Origin of the sequence: Methanosarcina mangrovi, from assembly GCF_052057765.1 — an archaeon.
GTDB lineage: Archaea > Halobacteriota > Methanosarcinia > Methanosarcinales > Methanosarcinaceae > Methanosarcina.
The window spans coordinates 2,765,024-2,790,552 of record NZ_CP195120.1; the positions used below are offsets into that span (position 1 = coordinate 2,765,024).

Below are 25,529 nucleotides of genomic sequence, written 5' to 3' on the forward strand. Positions count from 1 at the left end.
CATAAAGGATGCCCTATTATGCTTGAAAAGGCTAAAGTCTCCTTTTTTCTTGCCAGCCGTTCAATTACTCGAGGCAACAAAGGGATCACGATCTTTACGGTCTTCGTGCTGACCCTGATATTTGTTCAGCTTGTGCTTTTCTCAAGTATTCTGGCAGGAGTTACGCTCAAATTCAATGAGCTGATGGTGGACTTCCAGACAGGGAACGTGGTGATCGAGCCAAAAGAAGAGGAACATTATATAGGGGATGCATCAGCCCTGCAGAAGAAGGTCGAAAGCCTCCCCCAGGTGGTAGGGACTTCGGCCCGCCTGAAGACCACCGGAAACTTCCGCTATAAGGAAAAAGAGATCGGAGGTACCGTTTACGGAATTGACCCTGCGGATGAAGCCTTTGTAACCGGGCTTGAGGGGGCCGTAATAAGCGGGGAGTTCCTCAGCAGGCCCGACAGGGGAGAGATTATTCTGGGCAGGGAGGTCTCGGGAGGTTACGGAGCCCTGATGGAGTCAAGGTCTCTCGGCGGGGTGGAGGTTGGCGACACCATAGAACTTACCATAAGTGGAAAGACCCGGGAGTTCAGGGTCAAGGGAATCTACTCCACCCTTTTTTTTCTTGCAGACGCCGGAGCCTACATTAACCGGGTTGACATGGAAGAGATGCTGGGAGTGGAAAACAAGGATTATGCTCAAGAGATAGCTGTCAAGACCACCCCGGGCACGGATGAATATGAGACCCGCACAGCTCTGCTGTCCCTTGGTGTAAGGGAAAATATCCGCACCTGGCATGAGTTTGCAGGTATTCTCCGCCTCATTGAAAACACCCTGGGCCTTGTCAGGAACATTATGAACGCAATAGGCCTTTTGATAGCGTTTGTGATTATCTTCGTGGTAATTTATGTTAATATAGTGAATAAGAAACGGCAGATCGGTGTCCAGAAAGCAATCGGGATAGAACAGAATGTGATCGTTGCTTCTTTCGTGCTTCAGGCAATGCTCTACGCCGGCACAGGAATCATACTCGGCTATGCTTTTATGCGTTTCGGACTTGTTCCTTACACGGTTTCTCACCCTCTCCAGGTCCCCCTTGGAGATTTGAGTCTCAAGCTTGACAATGCCGAAGCTATAGACCGGGCAGTCCTCCTTTTCCTTGCTTCCATAATAGGCTCTGTAATCCCTGCATATAAACTGGCCCAGAAAGATCTTCTTGACCTTATATGGGGGAAGTGAGAGGAGGTGAAAAAAATGGAAAATGAAGGGCAGACTGAAATTGAAATGGAAACAGCTCCCGAAAAGAATAGCGACATAATTATTAAAGGAATAGATATAGTCCGGACCTTCAAAATGGGAGAAGTACAGGTAAGGGCTCTTCGGGGAGTAAATGTAAAAATCCGGCGCGGAGAATTTGTTGCCATAATGGGCCCCAGCGGTTCCGGAAAAACTACTCTTTTAAATCAGCTGGGGCTCCTCGATACCCCCAACTCGGGAAAAGTAATTATAGACGAAACCGACACTTCCCGCATGTCCGATAGAGAAAAAGGCAAATTCCGCCTCCATAACCTGGGATATGTTTTTCAGGACTATGCCCTCCTGCCGGAACTCGATGCCTCCGAAAATGTCTATATTTCCCTCATGATGCAGGGCAAAACAAAAGAAGAATGCGAATCAGCAGCTGCTGAAATCCTCAAAGCCGTTGGTCTTGGCGACCGCCTCCACCAGCTCCCCTCAAAGATGAGCGGCGGCCAGCAGCAAAGGGTCTCTATTGCCCGTGCTCTTGCCCATTCCCCAAGAGTCCTTTTTGCCGACGAACCCTGCGCCAACCTGGACTCTCAAACCTCAAGAGAAGTGCTCGACCTTTTTAAGAAGTTCAATAAGGAAAAGGGCCAGACGATCGTAATGGTCACGCATGAAGACTGGCACGCTGAGTACGCTGACAGGGTGATAAGGTTAAAAGACGGGACCGTGGAAGAGCGAGCTCGAACTTAAACTACTCTTGAACTTAAACTACTCTTGAACTTAAACTACTCTTGAACTTAAACTACTCTTGAACTTAAACTGCTTATCCCGGGCTAGCCAGCATAGTTGAGCTACCCGAATTGCGATTCGGGATCGCAGGAAATCGGAGATTTTCTGGGAGTTGCGATGTGACAGCTATAGTCCGCAGTCCTTTTCACTTCGCTCAAGAGGACTAAAAAGGGACTAAGTTCTGAACCTTTCCTACTCAGATAACCATATTCGCCATACCATGTCGTTCCTGTCCCGCTCGACGCAGGAGAGCGGTCTTTCCTGCGAAAAGGAAAAAGGAGAGAAAAAACCAGAAAAAGCCAGAAAGTGAAAACTAACGAGGAAGCGAATAAGGAACAAACAAAAAATCAGCAAGAAGCAAATAGGTAAAAAACCGAAAAAACGACGTATTGCGAACAAAGAAAGTTAAATTCCAGCTCCTAAATACTCTTTTTTAAATTTAAAAATTTCCTTTTTCAGGACTTTTTCCTTTCTACTACCTCTTATTTCATATTTCGCCGGGCTACCAGACAGGCTGTCAGGGAATATTGTATTATCTTAAAAGTGTTTTCCAGGGGCGAGAGAAGAAATAAGAGGAAGTATTTCCCGGAAATTGCAGCACGGAAATCAGATATTATTTTCTTAATCAGAGATTATTTCCTGAAGATGTAATACAAAAGACGGCATAAAAAATATGCTTCTCATAGAATTATATAGTTTTTCGGTTATACAGGATATAGTAGTAAATTAAAAGGGGATTTGCCGGGGCATCACCCGAGATAGTTACCGTTGTATTAGCCGGGTAGTGGTTACTTTATTACGGGAAGATTCACCCAATTATACATAAAAATATTAGAAAAGTTTTATTAGTAACATTCACAATATAATTACTAAAAATTACAACTGTGGTTTGAGATTATATGCTTGTAGTGCCCCTTCTGGAAAAATATAAAAAATATCTGATGTGGTCATATCGTACCCTCGGTTTTTTTCAAACAGCCGGAAAATTTTCTATTTTGTTTTTATTGATGATCCTGTTTAACCTGTACGAGCTGGCTTATTATGTTCCCGAAGTGGAGAAACTGAGTAAGTTCCAGACATACCTGAATACTTACTGGTTTAACCTCGGGTTAATGGCTGCAGGGGCACTGGTGCTGACTCTTCTTTTCGGTTTAATTCGCAGGTTAGTTGATAGAAGAAATAAATTTAACCTGATAACTCTCCTTGAAACCGGCTTTCCAGAACTGAAGACAAGGCTGGCAACAGCATATGATAACAGCCAGAATATCAACATCGTTACAAAGAAACTGCTTGAGGATGTGCACATCCAGCTTAGCGGGATTAAAATAAGAAAAATAGTCCCGAAAAGCCAGATTTTCAGGTCTTTTGTAATATTTCTGCTGGCAGCTGGAGCTGTCACTTTCTGTATACATGAGGGCTTCAGTTTTGATGTATCCCCCAGCAAGCTAATCGATGACCTCATAGACAACATGTCTGACCTGAATGCCAGAGCAGCTTACGAGGAAAATAATGAAGTTGTCCCGGATTCCAGATACAAGATAGAAGCTGTCATCATAAAAAATGGTGATAAGGTTGAAATGAAAATCAACCCTAGCCTGGGTCTCGGGTTCACCAGCCAAATCGATGCTGATACTGAAAAAAATTTCAACGAGAGCGCAGACGACCTTGAAGATGAATTCAGGCAGAGTCAAACCTACTCGGAAAACCTGCCGGAAGAATATGAGCCTTTGATCAAACAATATTTTGAAGCACTTTCATCCTGAATCTGCCCCCAAATCTTCCCCTGAATGAATTATTTTCAATGAAGAAATTAAAGAGGTCAGAAGATTAGGTAAAGTAAAAGAAAGCCCGTAAAGCAACAAAAAGCCCGTAAAGCAGCAGAAACGCCCGAATTTGCAGCAAATGCCAGATCTATGTAAAAAACAACGGAGTTTCAATATGAGAGAGCTACAGGAAATCCAGCTTGATGATTCAGAACTTAACTTAAAGCCTACCTATGAAAAAGCCCCCAAGATTTTCGAGGTTATCTTTAGAGAAATCGGCAATGCTATCGTCGGCCAGAAAGAAATGGTCCGCCAGATCATAATAGCCATGCTGTGTGAAGGGCATGTCCTCGTCGAAAGCAATCCGGGGCTTGGCAAGACTCTTACGATCTCCACTATTTCCCAGATCATGAGTATGAAGTTCAGCAGGATACAGTGTACACCTGACCTTATGCCTGCGGATATCACAGGGACCGACATTATAGAAGAAGATGAAAGAGGCTCAAAACGTTTCAGGTTCAAGCAGGGCCCTGTTTTTGCAAACATCGTGCTTGCGGACGAAATCAACCGGGCTTCCCCAAAGACCCAGTCCGCCCTGCTCGAAGCCATGCAGGAAAAACAGGTGACAATTGCAAACACGACATATCCGCTGGACAGGCCTTTTTTTATCCTTGCGACCCAGAACCCCATAGAAATGGAAGGTACCTACACTCTTCCCGAAGCCCAGCTTGACAGGTTTTTGATGAAGATTCGCCTGGGTTACCCGGACTCAGAAGAAGAGTTTGAGATTGTAAACCGTTATGCTGAAGCTTTCAGACCCTCGGTACAAAGATGCATAGAAAAAAATACGTTTCTCGAACTGCAGCAGATAACCCGTAGAATCCCTATCTCAAACAAGCTCAAGAAGTATGCAATCGATATCGTGAACCAGACCCGGAATATGCCTGAAATGATCGAAGCAGGTGCATCCCCGAGGGCTTCAATTGCCCTGATCCTCTGCGCAAAGGCAAATGCGTTTCTCGATGGCAGGGGGTACGTTGATAAAGAAGACATTGACTCCATGGCCCTCCCGGTCCTCCGCCACAGGATAATTCTATCTTTTGATGCTGCAAGGAGCAACATCACGAGCGATAAAATCATAGAACAAATCCTGAAAGGCAGAAAAACAATTATATGACCCGGCCTGCGGAAAAAAGGCTGGAGGCAATGATCATAATGACTGGCGCAAAACACACAATCGATACCTCTTTCCTGACCCAGCTCGACAGGTATGCGATCCCCCTCAGCAGGAGAGTTTCTGCAATTCACACGGGCAGTCACCAGTCAACCAGGAAGGGGACAGGGCTTGACCTTACAGACCACAGGAAATACAATCCCGGTGATTCATTAAAAAAAATCGACTGGAACCTCTATGCCCGCACGGAAAAACTCTATATCCGCAGGTTTGAAGAAGACAAAAACCTCAACATGGTCATCCTGCTTGACGCCAGCAGCAGCATGCTCTTTCCTGAAAACACGCCGAATAAGTTCGAATATGCGTCAACGATAGTCGCAGGAGTTTCTTACATCGTAATGAAACATAATGATGTGTATACGGTTGCAACATTTGCAGATGACGTGGAATACACAAAGCCCCACAAAGGAAGGGACGATTTCCTGCGGACAATAGACTCTATGACCCGGATTTCGGTCAGTGGAGACACAAAGCTTGCAGATTGTGCCGACTCCATATACCCGAGGATAAAAACAAAATCGATGGTGCTTATAATTTCGGACTTCCTGGACAGCATCGAATCGGTACGAAATGCCGTTAACAGGCTGTCCAGGCATGAGCTTGTGCTTGTGCACGTTTATGATGAGACTGAAATGAACCTGCCTGAAACCGTGGACGGGGCAGTGAAATTTATTGACAGCGAGACAAACGAAGAAATCAGTTTTACGGTGGGCCCCAACTTCAAAAAAGAATACGCTGCCGAATACGTAAAGCATGTGGCTGAACTGGAAAAAATTGCCTACGATTTTAAAATCCCTTACTTCCGCATCAGCATAGAAAACAAGCCGTTTGATACTGTTCTAAGAATAATAGGTGAAGGGTGATCCTGCCCATGGACTTTGAATTTTCTCAGGGCCTGGCTGCACTTGCAGGCATAATTCCTCTTACGATAATATACCTGCTCAAGCCCCGCCCAAAAAACGTAATTCTGCCTTCCCTGATGTTCGTTAGGAGAATAAGCCAGAATGTGCTTGATTCGCGGCGCACCATCAGTAAAAAAATAACAGACCCCCTTTTTTTCATACAGCTACTGGCCCTAATTCTTCTATCGACAGCAATCGCAGGCCCCCTCCTGGAAGAGGTAAAAGCAGATTCTGAAAAGGTAGTAATTATTATAGACTCGTCTGCAAGCATGACCCCCCCGGATAGGGATGATGCCGCAAAAACAATTGCAATAGACAGCCTTGCCGAAGAAAATACGATTATCACAGCGGAAAGTATTCCTGTGGTGCTTGCAAAAGGGCTGGATGCGGATGATGCAAAGGGGGTCATTGACAGCCTTGAGATGAAAAATACTCCGGGCGACATCCCCAAAGCGATTTTGACCGTTATAAACGAGAAAGAGAACGAAAACGGAAAAATCGTAGTAATATCCGATTTTGAAAACTGGGCAGGAAGGACACCTGAAACCTACATCCGGATTGCAAACACTAGAAACATGGAGCTTGAGTTCAGGCAGGTTGGCGACAAAACTACCAATTACGCAATTGTGGACGGTTATTTGAAAGACAGAAACGACGGGACATACGAATATACCTGTACTGTCAAAAATTTCAACAATAAAAGTGCGGATCTTGACATTCAACTGAGGAGTGGAGCCGACTCCTCATCCGGCACAAAGGTGAGCAGCTCGGTACGGCTTGCAGGGTTCGGAGCGCAGCAGATAAAGTTTTCAAATATTCCCGAGGGCACATCAACTGTGGAAATCCTCAATGAGGACGCAATGCCTTGCGACAACATTGCTTATATTTCAATCCCTGAAGTTAAACCCAAAAAAATTCTGGTCTTGACAGATCCTGAAGAAACTGCCGGGAAGTCTCCCCTGATAACAGCGATATCCCTGCTGCCCGACATTCACCTCGATGTCCGGCAGGAGCTGCCAGATAATGTTACGGGATATGATACCATTATCGTAAACTCCAAAGAAAAATCACTCCCGGTCCTCGACGTCCTGAAAATCGTGGATTATGCAAAGAGCGGAAAAGACCTGATAGTCATAGGAAACGAGTGCCTGTACGATTCATTACAAATGCGAGGGCTTTATTCTATCCTGCCGGTAGACATAATTTCAGTAGAAGATGAAGGCAGCCATACCATTGAGACCGTGGGGAGTGGAAAAAATATTTTTGAAGACGTTACGTTCAGCGAGGTGTATCTGCGCAGGTTCCTGGTCACTACCCCGAAAGAAGGGGCTTCGGTTCTTGCAGAGGTAAAGGAAACAGGGCCTCTGGTCAGCATGCAGAACATAAAAAACGGAACCGTGACCTACGTAGGGTTCAGTGATACTACCGGAAAAGATGCATGGAACAATTTTGCCACTACTCCGACCTACCCCGTGTTCTGGGTAAAACTGCTCAGGTACATGTGGGGAGTCGGAGAGATCGGTGAAACAAATGTGAATACGGGCAGATACCAGGCATTTGACCAGAATGTCCTGATAAAAACTCCGACCGAGACCATCAGCAGCAATTTCGTTTATTATGACGAATGCGGACTATACAGTCTGAACCAGAAAATCGTTGCTGCTAACCTCTACGATTCTATGGAATCGAATACCTTTACGGAAAAAAGACTGAACCTGACAGGTGAAAACGGAGAAATCCGAAAGCTGGAACTCCGTACAAAGACCCCTGACAAACTCCGGAAGTACCTTATTTATACCTTACTGCTGCTCCTCATAATTGAAAACGCGGTTATGTTCAGGAGGAGGATCATATGACCTTCGATCTCCCTTTCAATTTTAATTTTTTACACAGCAGCGAATTGTTGCTCCTGATTCCTCTGACCCTTTTAGTGCTTATAGGGCGCTGGAAAAAGGTCGATAAAAAACACCTGTTTGTCCATTTCCTTGTGGTCTTCCTCCTTATCTTGGCTCTTGCAGCTCCCTACTCTACAGAAATGGGCACCCCAAAAACCAACCAGACTAGGATAACAATAATCTCCGATGAGACTGCTAGCATGGAACTGCTGCAGAAAGGGGTTGCCGGGGAAATTTCAGAAAAACTCGGGACCAGTGTTCCGGTAACAGTAACAACGGTTTCAGGGATACATACCTCTCTTGGAGACGCCATCATTCAGCAGGCTTCCCCGGAAACCTATGTGCTTGTGGTCTCGGACGGACAGAGTAATTTAGGGACTCCGGTTGAAGAAGCCCTGTCTTATTGCTACAAAAATAATTTTCCGGTAGCAGCCCTAATCCCCAAAACCGAAAAAGAGGACCTCAGCGTGGAGATTGAAGGAGATAATGAGGCTGTAATCGATAATGAGGCTTTTTATAAAGTTAATATTCGAAAGGCAACCGAAGAAAAAATGAGCTATCAGGTAAGGATTACCGTCGACAGCCGGAAGGTTCTGGATCGGGAAATTACCCAGGCAGGGAGAATAGAAAGCATAGAGTTCAACCATACCTTTGAAACACTTGGACCCCACACTGTAAAAGCAACCCTGCACCCGGCAAGCATCAGTGTTAAAAACCTGGATTATTTTGAGAACAATAACCAGTACATGAAAAGTATATACGTAACCCCCAAGCCGAAGATCCTGCTTATTTCAAATGAGCCCGACTCGCCTCTTGCAAACACGATGAAAGAGATCTACGATGTAAGAGTGGCAAAATCATTCGGCTCCCTTAACGGCACGGACGCCGTTATAATTGATAACCAGGCTGCATCAACGATTTCGGAGGAAGAAACCAGAACCCTCAGGAATTACATCACTAACGGCGGGGGCCTGGTGGTGGTTGGGGGAGACTCTTCTTTTGATTTCCCTGCAGAGAAAACATACCAGAATACCGGGTTTGAGGAACTCCTTCCCGTAACCTCAGAACCTTCAAACTGGAGAGGAGGCAGAAACATTGTCCTGATGCTTGATGTTTCGCCAAGTGCTATGGATGCAAATGGTATTGGTGGGCGTGTTTTAGATGATATTTTGTCCAATACGATCGTCCTTCTTGAAAGCGACCTCCTCAAAGATGCAAGAGTAGACGTGATCACCTTCGGAAGCAGGGGAATGGACATCACGGACGGATTCGTGGATATGTCAAAAGAATCGAACAGATTATGGCTTGAAGCCAAAATTCGTGAAATTCAACCTTCCGGACAAACAACGTCTCTTGAGAGGGGACTATTAACTGCACACAACCTGCTTAAAGCACAGAACAGCAGTGCCGAAGCTGAAATTATAATCGTGTCTGACGGCGGGATTGGGAATATGGCTGAAGGTGACCTAAGGTTTGAGCGGGCAGTCCAGTGTGCGGAAAACCTTCACGAAGGTAGCGGTATTGACATCCACTTTGTCCATATATACACTCCGAAAATTGACGAGCTCAAGGTTACCTCTAAAGGTCAGTATTATGCCGAGCTTTTCATGAATAAAATAGGCCTGTCCGAAAACTACAACAGGCTAAAACCCGGCGAGAGGGTCGAGGTAAGTTTCTCCGAAGACCCTGAAGATTCCGAAGACCGGGATGACGAATACTCGAGCGGATCAATCGTGGTTTACGACCCGAAGAATTTCATTACTCAAAACATTTCCGACATAGACCACGACATTTTAGGGTACAATGAGGTCACCCCGAAGCCTGAAGCAAACCGCCTGGTGATAACACGGCTCGGAAAACCGATAATCACAACATGGAGGCTTGGGCTCGGGCGTGTTGCTGCGATTACAACTGATAATGGAAAAGGAAATGGAGCTCCCTGGGCAGCGTCCCTTTATTCGGGAAATGACAGCCTGATAATTACAAGGACCCTGAACTGGGCAGTTGCGGATACCGAAATGTCTGAAGAGATCCAGCTCAAGGTACCTGACCTTAAAATGAGCCAGCCAGGCAGAATCCTGATCACAACCGGAAAAGAAGGTACTCCTGAACTTTATTTCGACAAAAAGCCAATGGAAATCACCTCCATCGGAAACAACATGTACGAATCGTACGTTACAACCGACACCTTCGGGCTCCACAGGATATCCGAAACCCCTGTTGAAGCAAATCTGACCGAGGAATTGCTGTCTGAAGCTTCGGGAACTAAGAACGCATCCTGGAGACCTGCTGCCGTAAACCGCCCGGATGAGTATACGTATATCGGCGAAAGTACTCTTTTCAGGACAGCTATACTTGAAAACGGAGGGAAAATCTACACCAAGGGAGACATCTACTCAAAGATACTGGAGGACGCTTCAACCAGCACCGAGAAAAAAATCCTGACAAAAGTCTTTTATACGAAATATTTCCTTGCCCTCGCTTTCCTGATATACCTGCTGTATACTCTGCATCACACATACAATACACGGATGAAATAACGTAGCCGACGAAGTAAATTGACCCATAAGAACCGGAAAATCCGGATTATGACAAACCTTAATGCGGCCAGAGAATGCAGTAAATTAAGAAATGTAATTAACCCGCAGTTCGAGACAAACTACAATGAGAGACAAACTGCAATGAAACAAACAGCAATAAGAGACACTGTGTATGTAAGATATTATGCCAAATAGAAGGAGAAAGTTAGTTCAATAATATAACACAAGACCAATTAACTAAAATTAAAAAGATGAGCTAAAAAATAGTGCAATAGAATAACATTAAGTGTTAAAAATATTATATATGAGGACCGCGTAGTATAAATTGCGTTCTCATCAAAACACCCCACAAACACATACTTCAAAACCTACTCCACAATAAAGAGACGAATACAAAACTCTCAACCCAAAACTCAAATACCTCAAACCTCTTCCCAAACAAAAAATCTCTCAGTACCGTTCGGAACTTCCAGATATTTTCTGATGGGAACGCAAACTCATTTTAAAAACAAAACTGATTTTTAAGATTTTTTCATATCCCTTTTCATATTCCATCTCAGGGTTTTATGTTAAAAATAAACCCAAAGAATTCTTTTCAATAAATCCGTATTAATAAAATCCGATGCATGCGTCAGTTTTTATTTTGCCGACATCCGATACTCATACCTTTTGTTTTCGTCAGGAATCCGGAAAGCTATTTTAGAAATTCGTTTAATCTCATCCATTTGCACCCCCTGTCGAAATTGAAAAAAATTGAGTGCAATTGAGTGCAACCTGGACCTATCCGTTTACAGACAACAGTTGCAACGGTTAGTTAGAAGTAGCATTTAAGGGAGTAGATAAAGCTATCAGGTTGAAAGAAGGAGACGTTGAACAGCAAAGGATGGCAAAACCGGGCTGCAGTATGTTCACGTTACGGCAATAATAAATAGAAAGGATACTGGAGGGACAGAGCCAGAGGCTGCCAGCATCCGGAATCCGGGATATAATATTCCCGCTGCTGTCAGCAAAACAAACGCATCCCTTTTCAAGATAGACTGTATTGGGAGAGTCGCATGATGTTTGTGTCTCGTTATCTTTTCCGTAATTTTCAAGGCCTAATAGAAGAGGATCTTCGGTGAGGTAATGTTTCGCAGGATACGTCAATATGCCGTCCTTTATTATAGTACCTTCTGGCACGGCATCAGCACAACTTGCTGTGACCAGTATCCAGACAATCAGCGCCAGAATGAAATTACATTTTATTATACCTCTTCCTCCTCAGGTTTCGAAAATGATATTAAAACTAAAAATTCATAAAAAATCCAGATCTTAGTTAAGAATTGGGTTAAGTAGTATATATTGTTTTTTAAAAATTTAAGTAAATATATTTCTAAAGATGGTTTCAGGTCAAGAAGGAACCCGAATACGATTTGAGAAAATTCACGATATTACACCAGTAGTATAAGTATATATCAATAAACTAACGAATATACGAATGAAACAAAATTAGTTGTTGAAAATATTATATACAGTGAGTGCATAGTATAATATGCGTTCTCACCATAACGCCAAACTAGCAAACACCTATTCCAAAATACCTACTTCAATATCCACTCCGAAAACTACCCCACAAGTAAAGAGATAATATAAAACTCACAGCCTATGAGTAAAGTACCTCAAACCTCTTCCCAAAATAAATAGCATCTCTTATAACATTCGGAACTTCCAGGATTTAGGTGGGAACGCAATCTTTTCTTCAAAATAGATAATTCGGAACTTTTTTGATTATTCAGACCTTTATTTACTCAAGATTTTTTTGACTATCCAGAAGTTCCTGGTTATTCAGCAGTTTCTGGTTATTCAGCAGTTTCTGGTTATTCAGCAGTTTTTCGATAACTCAAGGTTTTTGGTATTCGGGTTTGTTGAGAAATTCTTACATTCCATATGGATATCCGGAGCAAATTGCAGAAGAGGAAAAACGTTGAAAAGGTGACAAGCAATCTATTTTTATAAAATAAGACAGGTTGTTCTAAGAGCCCGGAATTTAGAATTTTACAGCAAATTGTGCGGGACAAAAAATTGAAGGATGAGAGATCTGAAAACCAACCTGTTTGAACCAACCTGTTTGAACCAACCTGTTTGCAGAACTCGATAGCAACAAAACATCAGAAGTTTTTGCAATCCACAACATTTTTCAGTTCCGGATTCAGTTCCATCGCCCTCTGCCTTGCTTCGATAGAATCATCGAGTCTGCCAATAGAAGCGAGAGCAGTACTTTTGTTATACCAGGCCTCGGCACAATCAGGTTTTAACTTTATCGCCTGCTCGTAGGCTTTTATTGTTTCATCTTTCTCTCCGATTTTATTGAGCACATTACCCTTATCGATCCATTCAGCAGAGCTTTTCGGCTGCAAAGCGATTAAATTATTTATCGCCCTTTTCTTCTGGGTCGAATTTCGAGTCACCATAAACCCGCCCAGGACAATAAGTCCAAGAGATGCGAGCGGCCATGAATTGCCAAAGATACTGACGATAATAAACTGATAGCCGAATAAAGGCAAGATAAAGGAAATAATTCCTATAACAATAAGTGTTTTACCTGTACTCCCTATTTATATCACTTTTTTTCGTAAACGATTATATTTATTAATAACCAATATATGTGAAAAATCGTTTTTTACATTTTTTTAATATAACAGGATTATTATTAGTCACGCATCTACATAAACTTTTAGACAGATAAAAAACACTTTTGTGCAAGTTCAAGTTTGAAAATATACACAACAGCTTGACGAAAGAATTTAACTTAAAATGATTACGAGAGGCTTAAAAGTTTACCTTGAAAATAACTGCCTGAAGCTTGCTTAGAAAGTGACATGTAATAAATGAGGAAAGTGATGATTGTTGAATTAAGTGTTAATGTTACTCAGTAACATGGATAACACTTAATAGCGGTTCTCTCCGGGAGGCCTGTGGTCAGGAAGGAAGTCCCTTCAGTCGACCTGTCTTTCGGGGTCAGATTTGAAAGGTACCTGAGTTCCGACGTTACAGTCAGAAATAAATGCAGTATGCGTTTCTCCGAACCCATTTTTACTGCGGAAACCTCCTGAATTTTCCCTGAAATTTCTGCTATTAAAAGCCACTTTGCTTCTCTTTACCCTGTTAGAGGTTAATTGCCTGACTTTGAACATTCCCCTGAAACCTGAACCGGCCTTTCAACGGATCTTCCGGCCTTGGACTCAACTGCTTTTTCTCTCGGGCTGCCGACTACCGAATCATCAGGTGAGCTTGCATCTGGACTCTCTGCTTTGATAGATGAAGTCCCGAGTATTTTCCTGGTCCTGAAGGCTGCAAGCAAAAACCCGTATGTAAGAGGGCCTATGATGACCCCTATCGGGCCAAGAACAAAGACCGGAGCTGCAAAGGCGATGAGAGTAATTGCAGGGTGGATCGCAGCCCTGTTTCTGGCAAGCTTCGGTCTCATGACAAAGTCAGGGATAATGCTCAGGAAGATAATTCCCAGGAAAATCAGGGCTCCTGCTGTGAAAAAATCCTCTATGAGGATATAGTAAAGGGCAAGGAGACCGTAGACCGTGCCTGCACCTACAACCGGCAGGAGAGCCATTATGAAGGTTACAATTCCCCAGATTAGAGGATAGGGCACTCCAAGAACCCAGTAAAGGACTCCCCCGATTATGCCGGTTATGAGACAGGTCAGGAAATAAACTATGAAGAGGTTCTGGTAAATGTAATTGAGCTCTCCGAGGAATATGACTCCCACTTTCCTGTCAGGAAAGAGATTCGGGAGTTCGGTTGCAATAGTTTCGCTTTCTACAAGCAGGTAATAGGTCAGGACGACTATTACAATCAGCTCTATAATCAGGATAGAAAGGCCGGTTGAGATCTGGAAGATATTACTCTGGATTTGGGGCACATAATCCGTGACCAGGGAATTTAAGTATGCACCGATGCTTTCAGTCAGTTTCCCTGGATGGGTCTGGATAAAAGGCTCAAAAAGCCCTAATATCCGTCTGAGATCCATATTTGCAAACCCGTTAAGATTATTGGGAATTTCCAAAATTCTTGAAATCTCATTCGTCAAAGCCTTCACTATCATAACACCGGAGGCCGCTGTAATAAGAAAGATTGTGCCAAGCGGGATCAGGGCACAAATCTGCTTGCTCTTTACGAACCTGATGCAAAAGAAGTACACAGGATGAATAATGTACGCAAAAAGAGCGCTGAGAATAAGAACATAAAAAAAAGCGGAGGTAATATATAAAGTATATAGAGAAACCATTGTAATTACAACTGCATAGGCAGCCTTAACAGGATCGTAACTTTTCATAGAATAAGATATTGAGGAAGTAGATAAATAACTTACCACCAATATAAATAAACTCATCCCTATGAAAACATTTAATTTGTTTGCCTGAGAGTATCGGAGTACATTTGAGAGAAACATTTGAGAGAAACATATGAGAGAAACATTTGAGAGAAATATTCGAGCAGATCAAATTTATGAAAGACTTGTGGTAAAAATAGAATTGAAAACAAAAAATAGAAAGTATTTAAAAATTGTTAAGAAACAGTTAAAAAAGGAATTTAGTTACAGAGATATGACCTCTGCCTTCTGCCGCTTGAAAATGGCAGTTACTGTTCCTTCATCATCAATGTCATCTTTAACCAGAATCAGCTCCCAGCCCTCGTTCCCGATTTTTTCAAGGTCACTCATCATTTGTGGCATATGCACACCATGAATCCTGCGAGAATCATATTCCCATAGATGTATCATTCAATACCCCTCCTAACGATAAAGAGAAATTTTGTGATGCAAATTATTGCAATGAAACTATAAATAACCAGAACAAAAGGAAAAAAACAATCGGGTTTCTGTATCAAATAAAGCTATATCTGAACCTTAAACAGACATATCGAACCTTTTTTAAGATCAATACTTTTCGAATTTATTTTCAGCTGTTGTTCCCCGAATCCCTGAGACCAGGGACTGCAGACCGAAAAAGTATCCCGTCCTCGTATTTTATCCTGCGGATCCTCTCACGCGCCATAAAATCCAAAACCAGTTCGACATCTTCAGGGTATGTGGCATTGGGATATAATGGAGTAAGAGGCTGGGAGTTTTGCCCTGAGACATAGAACATATTTTCCCCGAAATAGGCAATGTAGTCAAGTTGATACTTTTCAAATACGAGGCGAATGAATTTTTTTGAGAGAGGAGGTCTGGCAAATTCAAAGTCCTCATCTGTCACTTCGATGCCTGCTTCGTACATAATACAGGGATTGGCAGGATCGGATATAAATTCCTGGGAGAAAGAGCTTTCATTTAATTTCCAGGGAGAAGATCTTCATCTGCCTGAAGCTTTTGGCATCCTGACTCCGGGGATCAGACCTATTAGTCTGCCTACGCGCCTGTAGCGTTCGAGCAGGTCCTGTTCCTGCCGGACATCTTCAAGTTTTTCAAAAAAATACTGGTTCTCAGGCAGCTTTGGGACCTGGGCCCTGAGGATATTGAGCAGAGAATCAAGCTGCCTGTCCAGCTCTTTTCGGTCTTTATCAAGGTCCTGGAAACTCCATTCTCGGACCCTCTGGCTTACCGTGCATGTAATTTTTTCCGTAGGAGTGCCCTTTGCCTGCAGGCAGGCGGTCCTTGCCCGGTACCGGATTCCGGAAAGGGTTTCTTTTAGCTTCTGTTCCAGAACTACCTTTCCAATCCTGGGATACTCTTTTTTCACGGATTTCTGCGCAAGGATAAAATCTTCTTCCATAGCCTCCAGAAGCCCTGAAGCCCTATCAAAAGCCTCAACACAGTTTTCAAGCAGTTTCTTCTGGGCCGGCAGATCTCCGGGAGCCAGATTTCCTGCAGCTCGAAGAAGCCCTGCAAGCTCTTCCAGAATTTCCAGAAGCTTCTGATTCTCTTCCAGATCCCTGATCTCGTGGGTCACCTTTGAGAAATACCTCTCACTTTCGAACCTGGCAGCCCTTTCCGGACTTTCGCTGAAAAGTATCCGCAATAGGAGCTCATAAAATGGGGAATGGAACTCAGGTATGGAGGTGTCAACAAGGGTTTCGGCTGCTTCTTTAAAGTACTTGACAGCTTCCTTGAACCCGAAAAGATAAGCAGCTTCGTTTTCCGCCCTGAGCGACCTCCAGAGGGAAGCCTTTCCGAGGGAACGGAGGGCGTACCTTCGGACATAGACATAGGGGTTATCGATAAGAACCTGCAGGTCTCTCCATGCCTGGGTTTTATCAGGCACGTAGAAAAAGGCAGATCCAAGCGCTCTCGTTGCAGTCCGCTGCACAAAACTGTCGCTATGAGTTGAAAGCCTTATAAGGTCGCTCCAGGCTCTCCCTTTGTCCGGAACAGCTGCAAATCCGGAAGCAAGGGCAATTACTGCCCCTTTTCGGACTTCCCGGTCTTCAACGGAAGTCAGCCTCAACAGATCGTTCCACGCCCTCTGTTTATTATCGGCATACGCAAATGCAACGGTGAGAAGCTCTGCGGCTCTTTTCCGGAGCTGGACGTCCTGACCTTCAGCTAGTTTTACAAGGTCAAAAAAAACTCCGGATTTTTCTTCAACCGCCGGAAAGACATGGGAAAGCAACCCTGCAGCACCCTTTCTAACACCTGTGTCTCTGTCCCCTGACATCTTAAGAAGTTCGCCCCAGATATCCTGCGCCCTGCCTGCTTTCCGAGAATAAAGAGCAAGCAGAGATTCGATTGCTCCTCTGCGCATCTGCGGGTCCGGGTCCTGGATCAGGCTTAACAGCTCTTCTATTACTTCTTTTTTATCCGGCAGGTAAGGGTATGCTCTGGCAAAGGACTCAGCTGCATCTTTTCGTACATAGCTGTCTCTGTCCCCGGTCAGCTTCAGGAGATCAAAAGCAGGTTTTTTATTTTCTATTTCTTTTGCCTGCTCTTTTTCGATCGCACTCCTTTCTCTCATTCCGCTTTCATCCTTTGCTCTCTTTTCCTCCCCTTTTCCGGGAAAGACAGCTCCTAAAGAATGGGCCGCATCCCTTCGTACAAAGGCAGCTTTTTCTGAGGCCAGCTTATAAAAACCTGCAGGTTTACTTTTCTCTTCTTCTCTTTCTAACTCTACCGTCCTTTTTATTCCTTTTTCCCCTTTATCCTTCCATCCCTCTTTCTCTTCAATTTCTCCTTCTTCATTTCCCCTTTCTTCCACCTCATATATCCCATACTCATCAAAGAACTGAGGGCAGACAGAAGCAAGAGTCTTGATAACTCTCCTGAGCACATAACTATCCTTTTTTTCAGCCAGCTGCACAAGGTCCGAGTATGCCTGATTTTTGTCAGATACATATGGAAAAACCTTACTGAGGGTATCAGCTGCGGTCCTCCGGACATATTCGTCCTCATCCCCTGTGAGTTCGAGAATTTCTTTCCAGACGGAGTCTTTGTCTTCCAGCCCCGGAAATACAGCTGAAAGAGCATCTGCAGCAGTATCCCTGACGTATCCGTCCCTTGCCCTGGTAAGCCTCAGGAAATCAGCCCAGACCCTGATGCTGTCGGGCATCTCAGGGAATATAGAAACGAGGGCATCTGCTGCCTGTTTTCTTACAGGCCCGCTCTCATCTCCGGTAAGCCGGAAAAGGTCACTCCATGCTACTTTTTTATCCGGAACCGAGGAAAAGACCGAAGGTAGAGCAAGCAGAATTTCCTTTTGCACGGCCGGATCCGAGGTTTTTCCTGCCAGTTCCAGTACCTCTTCCCAGGCTTCATCTCTCTTTGCCTCAGGCAGGGACGGAAAAACTTCGCCAATAGATTTTGCAGCAAGTTCCCGGACTTTTGAATCCGTAGACTCGTCCGTCAGTTTCAGTAATTCATCCCATGAGTCGTTTTTCCTCCCCCCGGGCATTTCAGGAAAAACCATACTTAAAAAAGAAGCTGCCTTTTCCCGCACATAAGAGTCATCCGAAACAGTCATCTCAAGCAGGTCTTTCCAGGCCTGCTCCTGATTAGGAAGTTCCCGGATAACGTCAGGAAGCCGGCGGGCAATCCCCCTGCTTACGTCTTCCATGCTTGACTTTGAGTTTACCAGTCCGGCCAGGTCTTTCCACACCCTTGTTTTGTCAGGCATAAGTGGAAAAACGGTAATCAGGACATGCACCCCTCTTCTCATTACCCTCTCTGACGGATAAGCCGTGAGGTTTACAAACCTCTCCCAGGCAAGCTCCTTATCCGGCACATTGGGAAAAACCATCTCAAGGGAATTGATAGCCTCTTCCCTGACCTCACTATCCCTGTCGGAAGAAAGCCTCAAAAGGTCTTCAAATGCTTGCTTCCGTTCAGGAAAAACCTCAAAAAGAACCCCCAGCTGTCTTGCAGCCTTTTTCCTCTCGTCCGAAACCTGACTGAAAGTCTTATCATGTATACCTGGCTGATCACTCAAGAATTTCCACCAACTGCTGCTCTAATCCCTTTCTATTTGCTGTATTTGAGTTTAGCAGGTTTGTTTCTTATAGGTATTGATTTTTGATTTTATCCGGAAGAAAAAAGTATTGCAGGTGCGTATTCGGCAACCCGTGAAAAAAGAATCACACTTGGAGCTTCAAATACTGGATATCCGGATCAAAACATATAGCTTCTTATTCAATTCCAAATATCCTTTATATTAGAACTTAAATTATGTAGACAGGACTATAAAAAGCTGTAAAAAATTCAGAAGTTAAATCTTGAAAAAGGGGAGTCTGGATATGGAAAACTCCTATCTCGATCTGGTTTTATTTTCGGAAAAAAGAAAAAATATCCTTTTGTTATTGAAAGAGGGCCCAAAAAGCCTTGAAGAAATAAAAAATTCTCTCAATGCCAGCCCGACCTCGGTTCAGCCTCAGATAAAATTACTTAAAAACAGGGACCTCCTGTGCGGGAACAGGAAAAAGTACGAGTTAACCCTTCTGGGGGACATAATAGCTGAAAACATGCAGAATCTTGTCAATACTATGGAGACCCTTGAGGACAAATACGATTTCTGGGCCAGCCACAAGCTCGACGGCATCCCCCTTCCCCTCTTGAAGAGGATAGGTGAACTGAAAAACAGCACCTTCACCACACCTCTTGATGAAAGCAGTATGTTTTCTCCCCACAACGAATTTGTGGAAAATATCGCAAAATCAAAATTTGTAAAAGGTATCTCTCCTTTTATCCACCCTCTGTACCCGGAAATGTTCCTGAAATTTGCAGCAAGGGGCATTGATATATCTCTGATTGTGACTGATCCCGTTTTAGAAAGAATGAAAACCGAATTCAGGCCTGAAGTGGAAAAGTTCCTTGCACTTGAAAACACCCACATCTACGTCTACGATAAAGAACTGCTCCTCTCATCAGCAGTAACAGACAGCTTCCTCTCCCTTGGCTTCTTCTACACCAGCGGTGCCTACGACCATATAAATGACATCGTATGTTTTGATCCCGAAGCCCTCCGATGGGGAGAAGAACTCTATGCTTACTATGAAGAGCTGTCCAGAGAAGTAAAAGAAATTTGAAAGAATAGAAGTTTGAGGCTCAGAAACCTAAAAAATAGAAAATCAAAAAGAATAAAAATCTAAAAAGTAGGAAATCAAAAAAATATAAGTGTAGTAATCTCACTCCTCATATTCAGGGTATTCAACTTTTCCCATGAAAAGGATGCAGTTTGTCCTTCCATCCTCTATGAAAAACATGAACGGATGGTCGGCTGTGAATTCCTTTGGTTTGGCGTCCCATGAGATGCTCATGCCCATCCCCATCCCCACCATTGTTGCTGCGGCAGCTTCTGTACCTTCTTCCTTTACATCGAGAAACGTTTGATGAATCACTCTGGAAATTGCTAATGGACTGCCACTAATTTCTGAAAAATTCGCCCGGTCGAGGTTAAAGGCGTCCGTGACGCCCATTTCGATGAGGGAATCGGAAAGCTCGGTTTTAGCCTCAAACTTAAATTTAGGAATTGTGGTCTTTACTTCCTCCACGAATTCCATGTCATTTTTAAGTTCTGTGTAATCGTTTAGTGTGAATTCTGTTTCAAATTTTTCAATATTGTTGTTTTTCGGGAGCACGATGTACATGGATAAATCATTGCCTTTATAAGGCAATTCTATGATTTTTGCCTTTGAGTTTTCGCCATAATTAAAATTGTTACACATGTACATCATGTTAACAGAGACTTCTTCCCCTTTTGTCGGATAGAAAGGTTTTTTGTCTGTCAGTTCCTTATCAAATTCATACACCCATTTTCCGTTAAAGTAAACTGCATTTGTAATAATTACCCTTGTATTAGCCGTTATTGAATCTTCCGAAACAAGATCCTTAATTTTATCATTGGTTCTGGCTTCGACCCATTCATTGATTGTGTCTCTGGAAGCATCCGGTTTCCCTGCAAAGTCCAGATTAGTCACTTCTCCGTCATAGTATTTTTTTACATTATGGATATATGCTTCTTTTACAGGATACCATTCCTGCACCCAGAGTGCATTTGCAGTTTGAAGCTCATAATCGCTATTTACGGAATTTATCTTGTCGTTTATTCTCTCCATACGAGGCAGTGTGCCAATTTTTCTGTAAAATTCTCTCTATATCCTTTTAGTCTTCTTTTTTGATTACTGTTCCATTATTAAATACTTATTTCCTGTGATCCAATCTTCATTAATATCGATCAGTATTGAGACAATCAGTCTCAATACTGATTCCTGGTTAGGGAATGCCCCTACCACCTTGCTTCTTCTTTTTATCTCCTTGTTAGTTCTTTCCATGATATTTGTTGTCCTTATTCTTCTCCAATGACTCTTTGGAAACTGCATATAATTCATTACATCATACTGAAACCTTTCAAGGGTATCAGCTGCGCCTTTATATCCCATCTTATCCAGTTCCCTTATCAAATCGCTGTATTTCTGACGGTCTACCAATGCTTCTTTTATCTTCTCTGCTACTTCTTTTTGCTTTTTTTTTGGAACCTTTTTTAGAGCTTGTCTTGTCAGATGTACATGGCACATCTGCCAGCTTGATCCAATAAAGGATTCTCTAACTGCTTTTTGTATTCCTTTATGACCATCAGAAACAATTAACTTGACACCTCTTAAACCTCTTTCTTTCAGGTCTTCGAATAGATCTTGCCAGAGTAGGGAGTCTTCACTATCTGCCAATCTTGTTCCAAGAATCTCACGATAACCGTCATCCCTGATTCCAGCAACTATAAAGAGAGCTTTATTTTCATAATGAAGTCCGTCTCTTACTTTCAAATAGGTTGCATCGATAAACAGATAAGGAATTTCTTGTTCTATTGGCTTTGAGAGGAATTCAGAAACCTTTTCATCAAGCTCTTTTGTAATTCTGGAAACAGAAGAGGCTGAGATTCCCTTAATTCCTAAGGAAGTCATAACCTTATCCACCCTTCGGGTGGAAACACCTTGCAAGTAAGATTCGGCTACAGCGGATAAGATGGCCTGTTCAACTCGAGAATATTTCTCAAAAACCTCTGTTTCAAAGGGAAATTCACGGAATTGAGGCTTTAATAATTCAAGCTCTCCATACTTGGTAAGGAGAGTACGGGGTTTGTAACCGTTTCTACTGGCTTTGCGAGAATCAGTTCTCTCATAACGTTTTGCACCAGCCTGGAGGAGGGCTTCCTCCTCCATTACAAGGTTTAAAAACCAGGTAATTAACTGGCGAATTCCATCTTCCTGATCGAAAAGATAATCTTTTATGAGTGAGAAGAAATCTACCATTGACTCTGCATCCTGTTTTTTTGTGGTGAAGAAAAAGGATACAGAGTCAATCATATTTTACAGAACTTTCGGTACACTGCCCCATACGAACTTTCAAAACTGTTTTATTGTATGGGAAATAGAATACTTTTGAGATCTGTTCTTTTGTGGTATCCTCAGCTCCCTCATAACAGATCGCCATGGCGGCAGATATGCTGTGCGGCGAAAAAAAGATGTTTTCATATTCCCCGGTTTCCAGTTGCATCAGTTGTGAATACATGTCAAAAGCAAAAGCATTGTTTGCAGCTGCAATATCATAATCTTCAACTGAGCCTGCATTTATCGTACTTTCCGGAATTACAGTTGTATCCTCCTCAACCACATCCGTATTTTCCTCAACCACATCTGTATTTTCCTCAACCACATCCGTATTTTTCTCGATTGCAGTTGTATCTTCAACGCAGCCTGTGAATAGTAATGTTAGAATAAATACAAGAAAAAGAATTTTCATTTTGCCCATGCCTTAATATCAGAGAACTATATACAAAAGTTTATTTATATATTATCAGGAGATGCCTGTTTTTCGATTTGCTTTTTTATAAACGGATTTATAGACTGATTAATAGACGGCTTATATTGAGTTTTCTCTGAAGCTTCCGACAAAATATTTATCTGCCATTATATTTATTCCAGTACGGATGTTAAACTTGTTTTTACCATATATTCCGAAACTAAACCATAAAGAGAAGGACATAATATTTTGTTAAATAGAAGGACGAAACAATGCGGCAACAGGATGTAATAAAAAGTCAACTGGCACAGGAAGTAGCAGATCTTATTGAACCTGTAATTCCCTATCTGGTCATCGGGTCTAAAAAAGCGGCTGAAGAAGCCCGCAAAAAAGCAGGGCCTGAGGTCTGGGCGGTTAAGAAAAAGCTATGGGAAAAACTGTCTTCGAGAGAAAGTCCTGAGTTGAAACAAGCCGCAGAAGACATGGTCATTGCACCCTCCGATCCGGGAGTAAAACAGATTCTTTTTAAGGAGATCCTGAAATCGTTTGAAAAGTATCCGGATCTCGAAATAGAAATTTCATCTTTTATTGGAAAGGAGGCAATGAAGAAGCCAGCAGCTGAAGCAAGTTCGGGCAGGATTTCCGTAAAAAACTCAAATGATAAAGCCAGAGTGCTTAAAGAATTTAACGAGCTTCTTGAAAAATTGACAGCAAAAAACAGTTGTGTAAATAACATAAGTGATGGCGGGGGAGTCAGTACTAAAAGTACCATCAGTGCTGATAGTACCTGGAATTCAGAACCGTCAGAATGCAGGCAGGGGAAAGAAGAAATTCTGGAAAAAACCCTTGACTTCGCCTGCCAGATTCAATACGGAGACCTGAGATCCCAGGCTCTTTCCCTGGTTATTCCTTATCTGGAAGGCCAAAAAAAGGGAGGATACATAAAAAAAGCCCTTTACTCTGCCTCCAATATTCAGGACGAAGCCGAAAGAGCCAGGATCCTTGCTCCGCTTGCTTCTCACCTGGAGGGACCGGGAAAAGAGGAAATTATTGAAGATATCCTTGATTTCGCTCCCCATATTCAATATGATGATGCAAAATTCCAGATCCTTTCCTCGATTGTCCCGCACCTTGACGAAAACATGGATGCAATTCTTCTGGAAAAAGCCCTGGAAATGACGGCCGGAATTCAATCCGAGTTTCTGAAGGTTCAGGCTTTATCAATGCTTGTCCCCTGCCTGAAAGGGCAAAGAAAAGAGGAAATCATCGATGAAGCCCTCCAATTAGCTTCCAGCCTTAAGGATAAAGCCGTGAGGCCGCAGGCCCTTTTACTTGTTATCCCGCATCTGGGGGAAGAAAGAAAAAAAGAAATTTTAGAAAAAGCCCTCGAGATTGCGTCCGGAATTAAGTCTGAATATCGGAGGGAACAGGCTCTTTCTTCACTTGTGCCCTATCTTGAAGACCCGGAAAAAGAAGAAATCATGGAGAAAATCCTTAACTCAGGGTCTGTTGCAAAATGATTTTGCCAATTCTCAGGAAAAGGACCGGAAAAATACCTGGTAACATGTCTGAATTCGGTACAATAAGAAGATATTTTTCCAAACTTTCTGCTAATTCTGAAAACCAGATTAAATTTCATACTTCGGACTAAACCCCGTACTTGATAGAGATTATTTTTTAATTAAAGAATACTTTATTATATGAGGTTAAACTGTGGACATTTTAGACGACCCTAAGCTTAAATTATGGTTATCTAGGTATAAAGAGAAACCTGCAACTCAAAATAATTATAAGGTCGCAATGAAGCTGTACATTGAATTTTTAAAAAAATCCCCATCAGAAATTATTGCTGAAGCGAAAGCGGATATAAGAGACGGTAAATTTATGGATGAGCGGGCAATATTCACCGACCTGAATTTATATGCCGCGCATCTGCATGATAGAGAGATAGCCCCGAAATCTCGGGCTGCGTATTTAGCAGCATTGAGAAGTTTTTATAATTGTTTTTATATTGATGTACCTAAAGTTCGAGCAGGAGCGGTTAAGCCACTTGAAATAAATAAACCAATTCCTTCTAAAGAAGATTTACAAGTAGTATTAAGTGTTGCTGATCCACTAACTAAAGCAGTAATCCTCACAGGTGTTTCAAGCGGTTTATCAAAAAATGAAATTCAGAATCTACTAATTCGCGACTATAAGCAAGGATATGACCCTGAAACTGAAATATGCACATTACAATTAAGGAGAGAAAAGACCAATACGGATTTTATAACTTTTTTGACCCCGGAAGCGACCCGAGCAATTAATACATATTTGGAGTTTAGAGGGCGAGAAATAACTCATAAAGATGAAATAAGAGATGTACAGCTGAAGAAGCAGCGGGTAACGAATGACAAAGGATATTTATTTATAATGCAGAAAATCTCAGATGAATATTTATTTTCTAAAGATGAATCCTTGCGACGACTGTCTACTAATGCTTTTTTTAATTTATATCAATCTATTTCAGTAAAAATTGGTATGTGTGCAGGGGGAGGGAACATGAACTTAATAAGATCTCATAACATGAGGAAATATTTTAATTCCGCTCTTCTTAATGCAGGAGCAGATTCTTTTTTTGTGGAATATTGTATGGGGCACACCCTTGATGATACCAGGGCTGCATATTTCCGAGCCTCACCTGAAAAATTAAAGGAGATCTATAAAAAGTATATTCCTTATCTGACGATACAGAAGGAGCTAAACGTATCTGAAAGCCCGGAATATCAGAGATTGAAATCAGAGAATGAAATACTCGCAAGGGAAGCAGTCAGGGCAACTGTGGAAAATTCAGAGATTCGAGAGCTGAGAGAAGAAATTAGAAAAATCAAAAAAGTGAATGAAGATATATACGAACTCCGGCAGCTGATTGCAAAGAGCCCCGAAGCTCAGGAGATTATGAAAAAACTAAAGGAATGAA

At 42.6% G+C, this 25,529-nt stretch carries 19 protein-coding genes and 1 pseudogene; 11 read left to right on the forward strand and 9 right to left on the reverse strand.

The features are described from left to right. Positions 1-18: 18 nt before the first annotated feature. The 7 genes from ACSAZL_RS12330 to ACSAZL_RS12360 all read left to right on the forward strand — a co-directional run bounded on the left by ACSAZL_RS12330 (position 19) and on the right by ACSAZL_RS12360 (position 10,353). Positions 19-1,224: an ABC transporter permease gene (locus tag ACSAZL_RS12330; RefSeq protein ID WP_440944941.1), complete on the forward strand. Its 1,206-nt coding sequence runs from the start codon at positions 19-21 to the stop codon at positions 1,222-1,224. A 15-nt stretch (positions 1,225-1,239) separates the two neighbouring features. Next, positions 1,240-1,980 (forward strand): ABC transporter ATP-binding protein, encoded by a 741-nt coding sequence (locus ACSAZL_RS12335; RefSeq protein WP_440944942.1) that lies wholly within the window; start codon positions 1,240-1,242, stop codon positions 1,978-1,980. A 1,046-nt stretch (positions 1,981-3,026) separates the two neighbouring features. Beyond that, the gene (locus tag ACSAZL_RS12340) at positions 3,027-3,782 is read left to right on the forward strand and encodes a hypothetical protein (protein WP_440944943.1); all 756 of its coding nucleotides are present in this window, start codon (positions 3,027-3,029) and stop codon (positions 3,780-3,782) included. A 175-nt stretch (positions 3,783-3,957) separates the two neighbouring features. Next, entirely contained in the window at positions 3,958-4,959 is a 1,002-nt protein-coding gene (locus ACSAZL_RS12345; RefSeq protein ID WP_440944944.1) for an AAA family ATPase, read from the forward strand. A 38-nt stretch (positions 4,960-4,997) separates the two neighbouring features. Further along, positions 4,998-5,879: a DUF58 domain-containing protein gene (locus ACSAZL_RS12350; protein WP_440944945.1), complete on the forward strand. Its 882-nt coding sequence runs from the start codon at positions 4,998-5,000 to the stop codon at positions 5,877-5,879. A gap of 8 nt (positions 5,880-5,887) precedes the next feature. Continuing rightward, complete coding sequence (locus ACSAZL_RS12355; protein ID WP_440944946.1) at positions 5,888-7,774, forward strand: DUF7408 domain-containing protein; 1,887 nt, start codon at positions 5,888-5,890, stop codon at positions 7,772-7,774. Further along, positions 7,771-10,353 carry a VWA domain-containing protein gene (locus tag ACSAZL_RS12360; RefSeq protein ID WP_440944947.1) on the forward strand — a complete coding sequence of 861 codons (2,583 nt, stop codon included), beginning with the start codon at positions 7,771-7,773 and terminating at the stop codon, positions 10,351-10,353. Before ACSAZL_RS12355 ends, ACSAZL_RS12360 begins: the two co-directional genes overlap by 4 nt. 810 nt (positions 10,354-11,163) lie before the next feature. Here the strand turns inward: ACSAZL_RS12360 and ACSAZL_RS12365 are convergent. Both ACSAZL_RS12365 and ACSAZL_RS12370 read right to left on the reverse strand, forming a co-directional pair. Further along, entirely contained in the window at positions 11,164-11,532 is a 369-nt protein-coding gene (locus ACSAZL_RS12365) for a hypothetical protein (protein WP_440944948.1), read from the reverse strand. Between the two features lie 968 nt (positions 11,533-12,500). Then, positions 12,501-12,896, reverse strand: coding sequence for a tetratricopeptide repeat protein (locus ACSAZL_RS12370; protein WP_440944949.1), 396 nt, complete (start codon positions 12,894-12,896; stop codon positions 12,501-12,503). 411 nt (positions 12,897-13,307) lie between these two features. On the opposite strand from ACSAZL_RS12370, the gene ACSAZL_RS12375 reads away from it, so the two are divergent. Next, positions 13,308-13,445 carry a hypothetical protein gene (locus ACSAZL_RS12375; protein WP_440944950.1) on the forward strand — a complete coding sequence of 46 codons (138 nt, stop codon included), beginning with the start codon at positions 13,308-13,310 and terminating at the stop codon, positions 13,443-13,445. A 59-nt stretch (positions 13,446-13,504) separates the two neighbouring features. On the opposite strand, the gene ACSAZL_RS12380 is transcribed toward ACSAZL_RS12375, so the two are convergent. From ACSAZL_RS12380 to ACSAZL_RS12395, 4 genes are all read right to left on the reverse strand, one after another. Then, positions 13,505-14,683, reverse strand: a complete 1,179-nt coding sequence (locus ACSAZL_RS12380; RefSeq protein WP_440944951.1) for an AI-2E family transporter — start codon at positions 14,681-14,683, stop codon at positions 13,505-13,507. A 261-nt stretch (positions 14,684-14,944) separates the two neighbouring features. Beyond that, the gene (locus ACSAZL_RS12385) at positions 14,945-15,130 is read right to left on the reverse strand and encodes a hypothetical protein (RefSeq protein ID WP_440944952.1); all 186 of its coding nucleotides are present in this window, start codon (positions 15,128-15,130) and stop codon (positions 14,945-14,947) included. A 178-nt stretch (positions 15,131-15,308) separates the two neighbouring features. After that, positions 15,309-15,626, reverse strand: a complete 318-nt coding sequence (locus ACSAZL_RS12390; RefSeq protein WP_440944953.1) for a hypothetical protein — start codon at positions 15,624-15,626, stop codon at positions 15,309-15,311. Positions 15,627-15,701: 75 nt separating this feature from the next. After that, positions 15,702-18,767, reverse strand: coding sequence for a HEAT repeat domain-containing protein (locus tag ACSAZL_RS12395; RefSeq protein WP_440944954.1), 3,066 nt, complete (start codon positions 18,765-18,767; stop codon positions 15,702-15,704). Positions 18,768-19,071: 304 nt separating this feature from the next. Between ACSAZL_RS12395 and ACSAZL_RS12400 the strand changes: the two genes are divergently transcribed. Beyond that, entirely contained in the window at positions 19,072-19,860 is a 789-nt protein-coding gene (locus ACSAZL_RS12400; protein ID WP_440944955.1) for a helix-turn-helix transcriptional regulator, read from the forward strand. A gap of 99 nt (positions 19,861-19,959) precedes the next feature. Here ACSAZL_RS12400 and ACSAZL_RS12405 read toward each other — a convergent pair whose 3' ends face one another. The 3 genes and pseudogenes from ACSAZL_RS12405 to ACSAZL_RS12415 form a co-directional block, all read right to left on the reverse strand. Next, on the reverse strand, positions 19,960-20,889 hold the full coding sequence (locus ACSAZL_RS12405) for a serpin family protein (RefSeq protein ID WP_440944956.1): 930 nt from the start codon (positions 20,887-20,889) through the stop codon (positions 19,960-19,962). A gap of 63 nt (positions 20,890-20,952) precedes the next feature. Beyond that, positions 20,953-22,130, reverse strand: a pseudogene (locus ACSAZL_RS12410) (IS256 family transposase). Beyond that, the gene (locus tag ACSAZL_RS12415; RefSeq protein ID WP_440944957.1) at positions 22,127-22,579 is read right to left on the reverse strand and encodes a serpin family protein; all 453 of its coding nucleotides are present in this window, start codon (positions 22,577-22,579) and stop codon (positions 22,127-22,129) included. The pseudogene ACSAZL_RS12410 and the gene ACSAZL_RS12415 overlap by 4 nt, the downstream one beginning before the upstream one ends. Positions 22,580-22,842: 263 nt before the next feature. Between ACSAZL_RS12415 and ACSAZL_RS12420 the strand changes: the two genes are divergently transcribed. Both ACSAZL_RS12420 and ACSAZL_RS12425 read left to right on the forward strand, forming a co-directional pair. Then, a complete protein-coding gene (locus tag ACSAZL_RS12420; protein ID WP_440944958.1) occupies positions 22,843-24,090 on the forward strand; it encodes a hypothetical protein in 1,248 nt (415 codons plus the stop codon). A gap of 193 nt (positions 24,091-24,283) precedes the next feature. Continuing rightward, positions 24,284-25,528: a tyrosine-type recombinase/integrase gene (locus ACSAZL_RS12425; protein WP_440944959.1), complete on the forward strand. Its 1,245-nt coding sequence runs from the start codon at positions 24,284-24,286 to the stop codon at positions 25,526-25,528. Position 25,529 lies beyond the last annotated feature (1 nt).

Coding starts and splice junctions, on each gene's coding strand:
- ACSAZL_RS12355 (WP_440944946.1), top strand. CDS start 5,888: ATGGACTTTGAATTTTCTCAGGGCCTGGCTGCACTTGCAGGCATAATT.
- ACSAZL_RS12350 (WP_440944945.1), top strand. CDS start 4,998: ATGACTGGCGCAAAACACACAATCGATACCTCTTTCCTGACCCAGCTC.
- ACSAZL_RS12400 (WP_440944955.1), top strand. CDS start 19,072: ATGGAAAACTCCTATCTCGATCTGGTTTTATTTTCGGAAAAAAGAAAA.
- ACSAZL_RS12390 (WP_440944953.1), bottom strand. CDS start 15,626: ATGTACGAAGCAGGCATCGAAGTGACAGATGAGGACTTTGAATTTGCC.
- ACSAZL_RS12415 (WP_440944957.1), bottom strand. CDS start 22,579: ATGGGCAAAATGAAAATTCTTTTTCTTGTATTTATTCTAACATTACTA.
- ACSAZL_RS12420 (WP_440944958.1), top strand. CDS start 22,843: ATGCGGCAACAGGATGTAATAAAAAGTCAACTGGCACAGGAAGTAGCA.
- ACSAZL_RS12385 (WP_440944952.1), bottom strand. CDS start 15,130: ATGATACATCTATGGGAATATGATTCTCGCAGGATTCATGGTGTGCAT.
- ACSAZL_RS12335 (WP_440944942.1), top strand. CDS start 1,240: ATGGAAAATGAAGGGCAGACTGAAATTGAAATGGAAACAGCTCCCGAA.
- ACSAZL_RS12405 (WP_440944956.1), bottom strand. CDS start 20,889: ATGGAGAGAATAAACGACAAGATAAATTCCGTAAATAGCGATTATGAG.
- ACSAZL_RS12360 (WP_440944947.1), top strand. CDS start 7,771: ATGACCTTCGATCTCCCTTTCAATTTTAATTTTTTACACAGCAGCGAA.
- ACSAZL_RS12345 (WP_440944944.1), top strand. CDS start 3,958: ATGAGAGAGCTACAGGAAATCCAGCTTGATGATTCAGAACTTAACTTA.
- ACSAZL_RS12340 (WP_440944943.1), top strand. CDS start 3,027: ATGATCCTGTTTAACCTGTACGAGCTGGCTTATTATGTTCCCGAAGTG.
- ACSAZL_RS12380 (WP_440944951.1), bottom strand. CDS start 14,683: ATGAAAAGTTACGATCCTGTTAAGGCTGCCTATGCAGTTGTAATTACA.
- ACSAZL_RS12330 (WP_440944941.1), top strand. CDS start 19: ATGCTTGAAAAGGCTAAAGTCTCCTTTTTTCTTGCCAGCCGTTCAATT.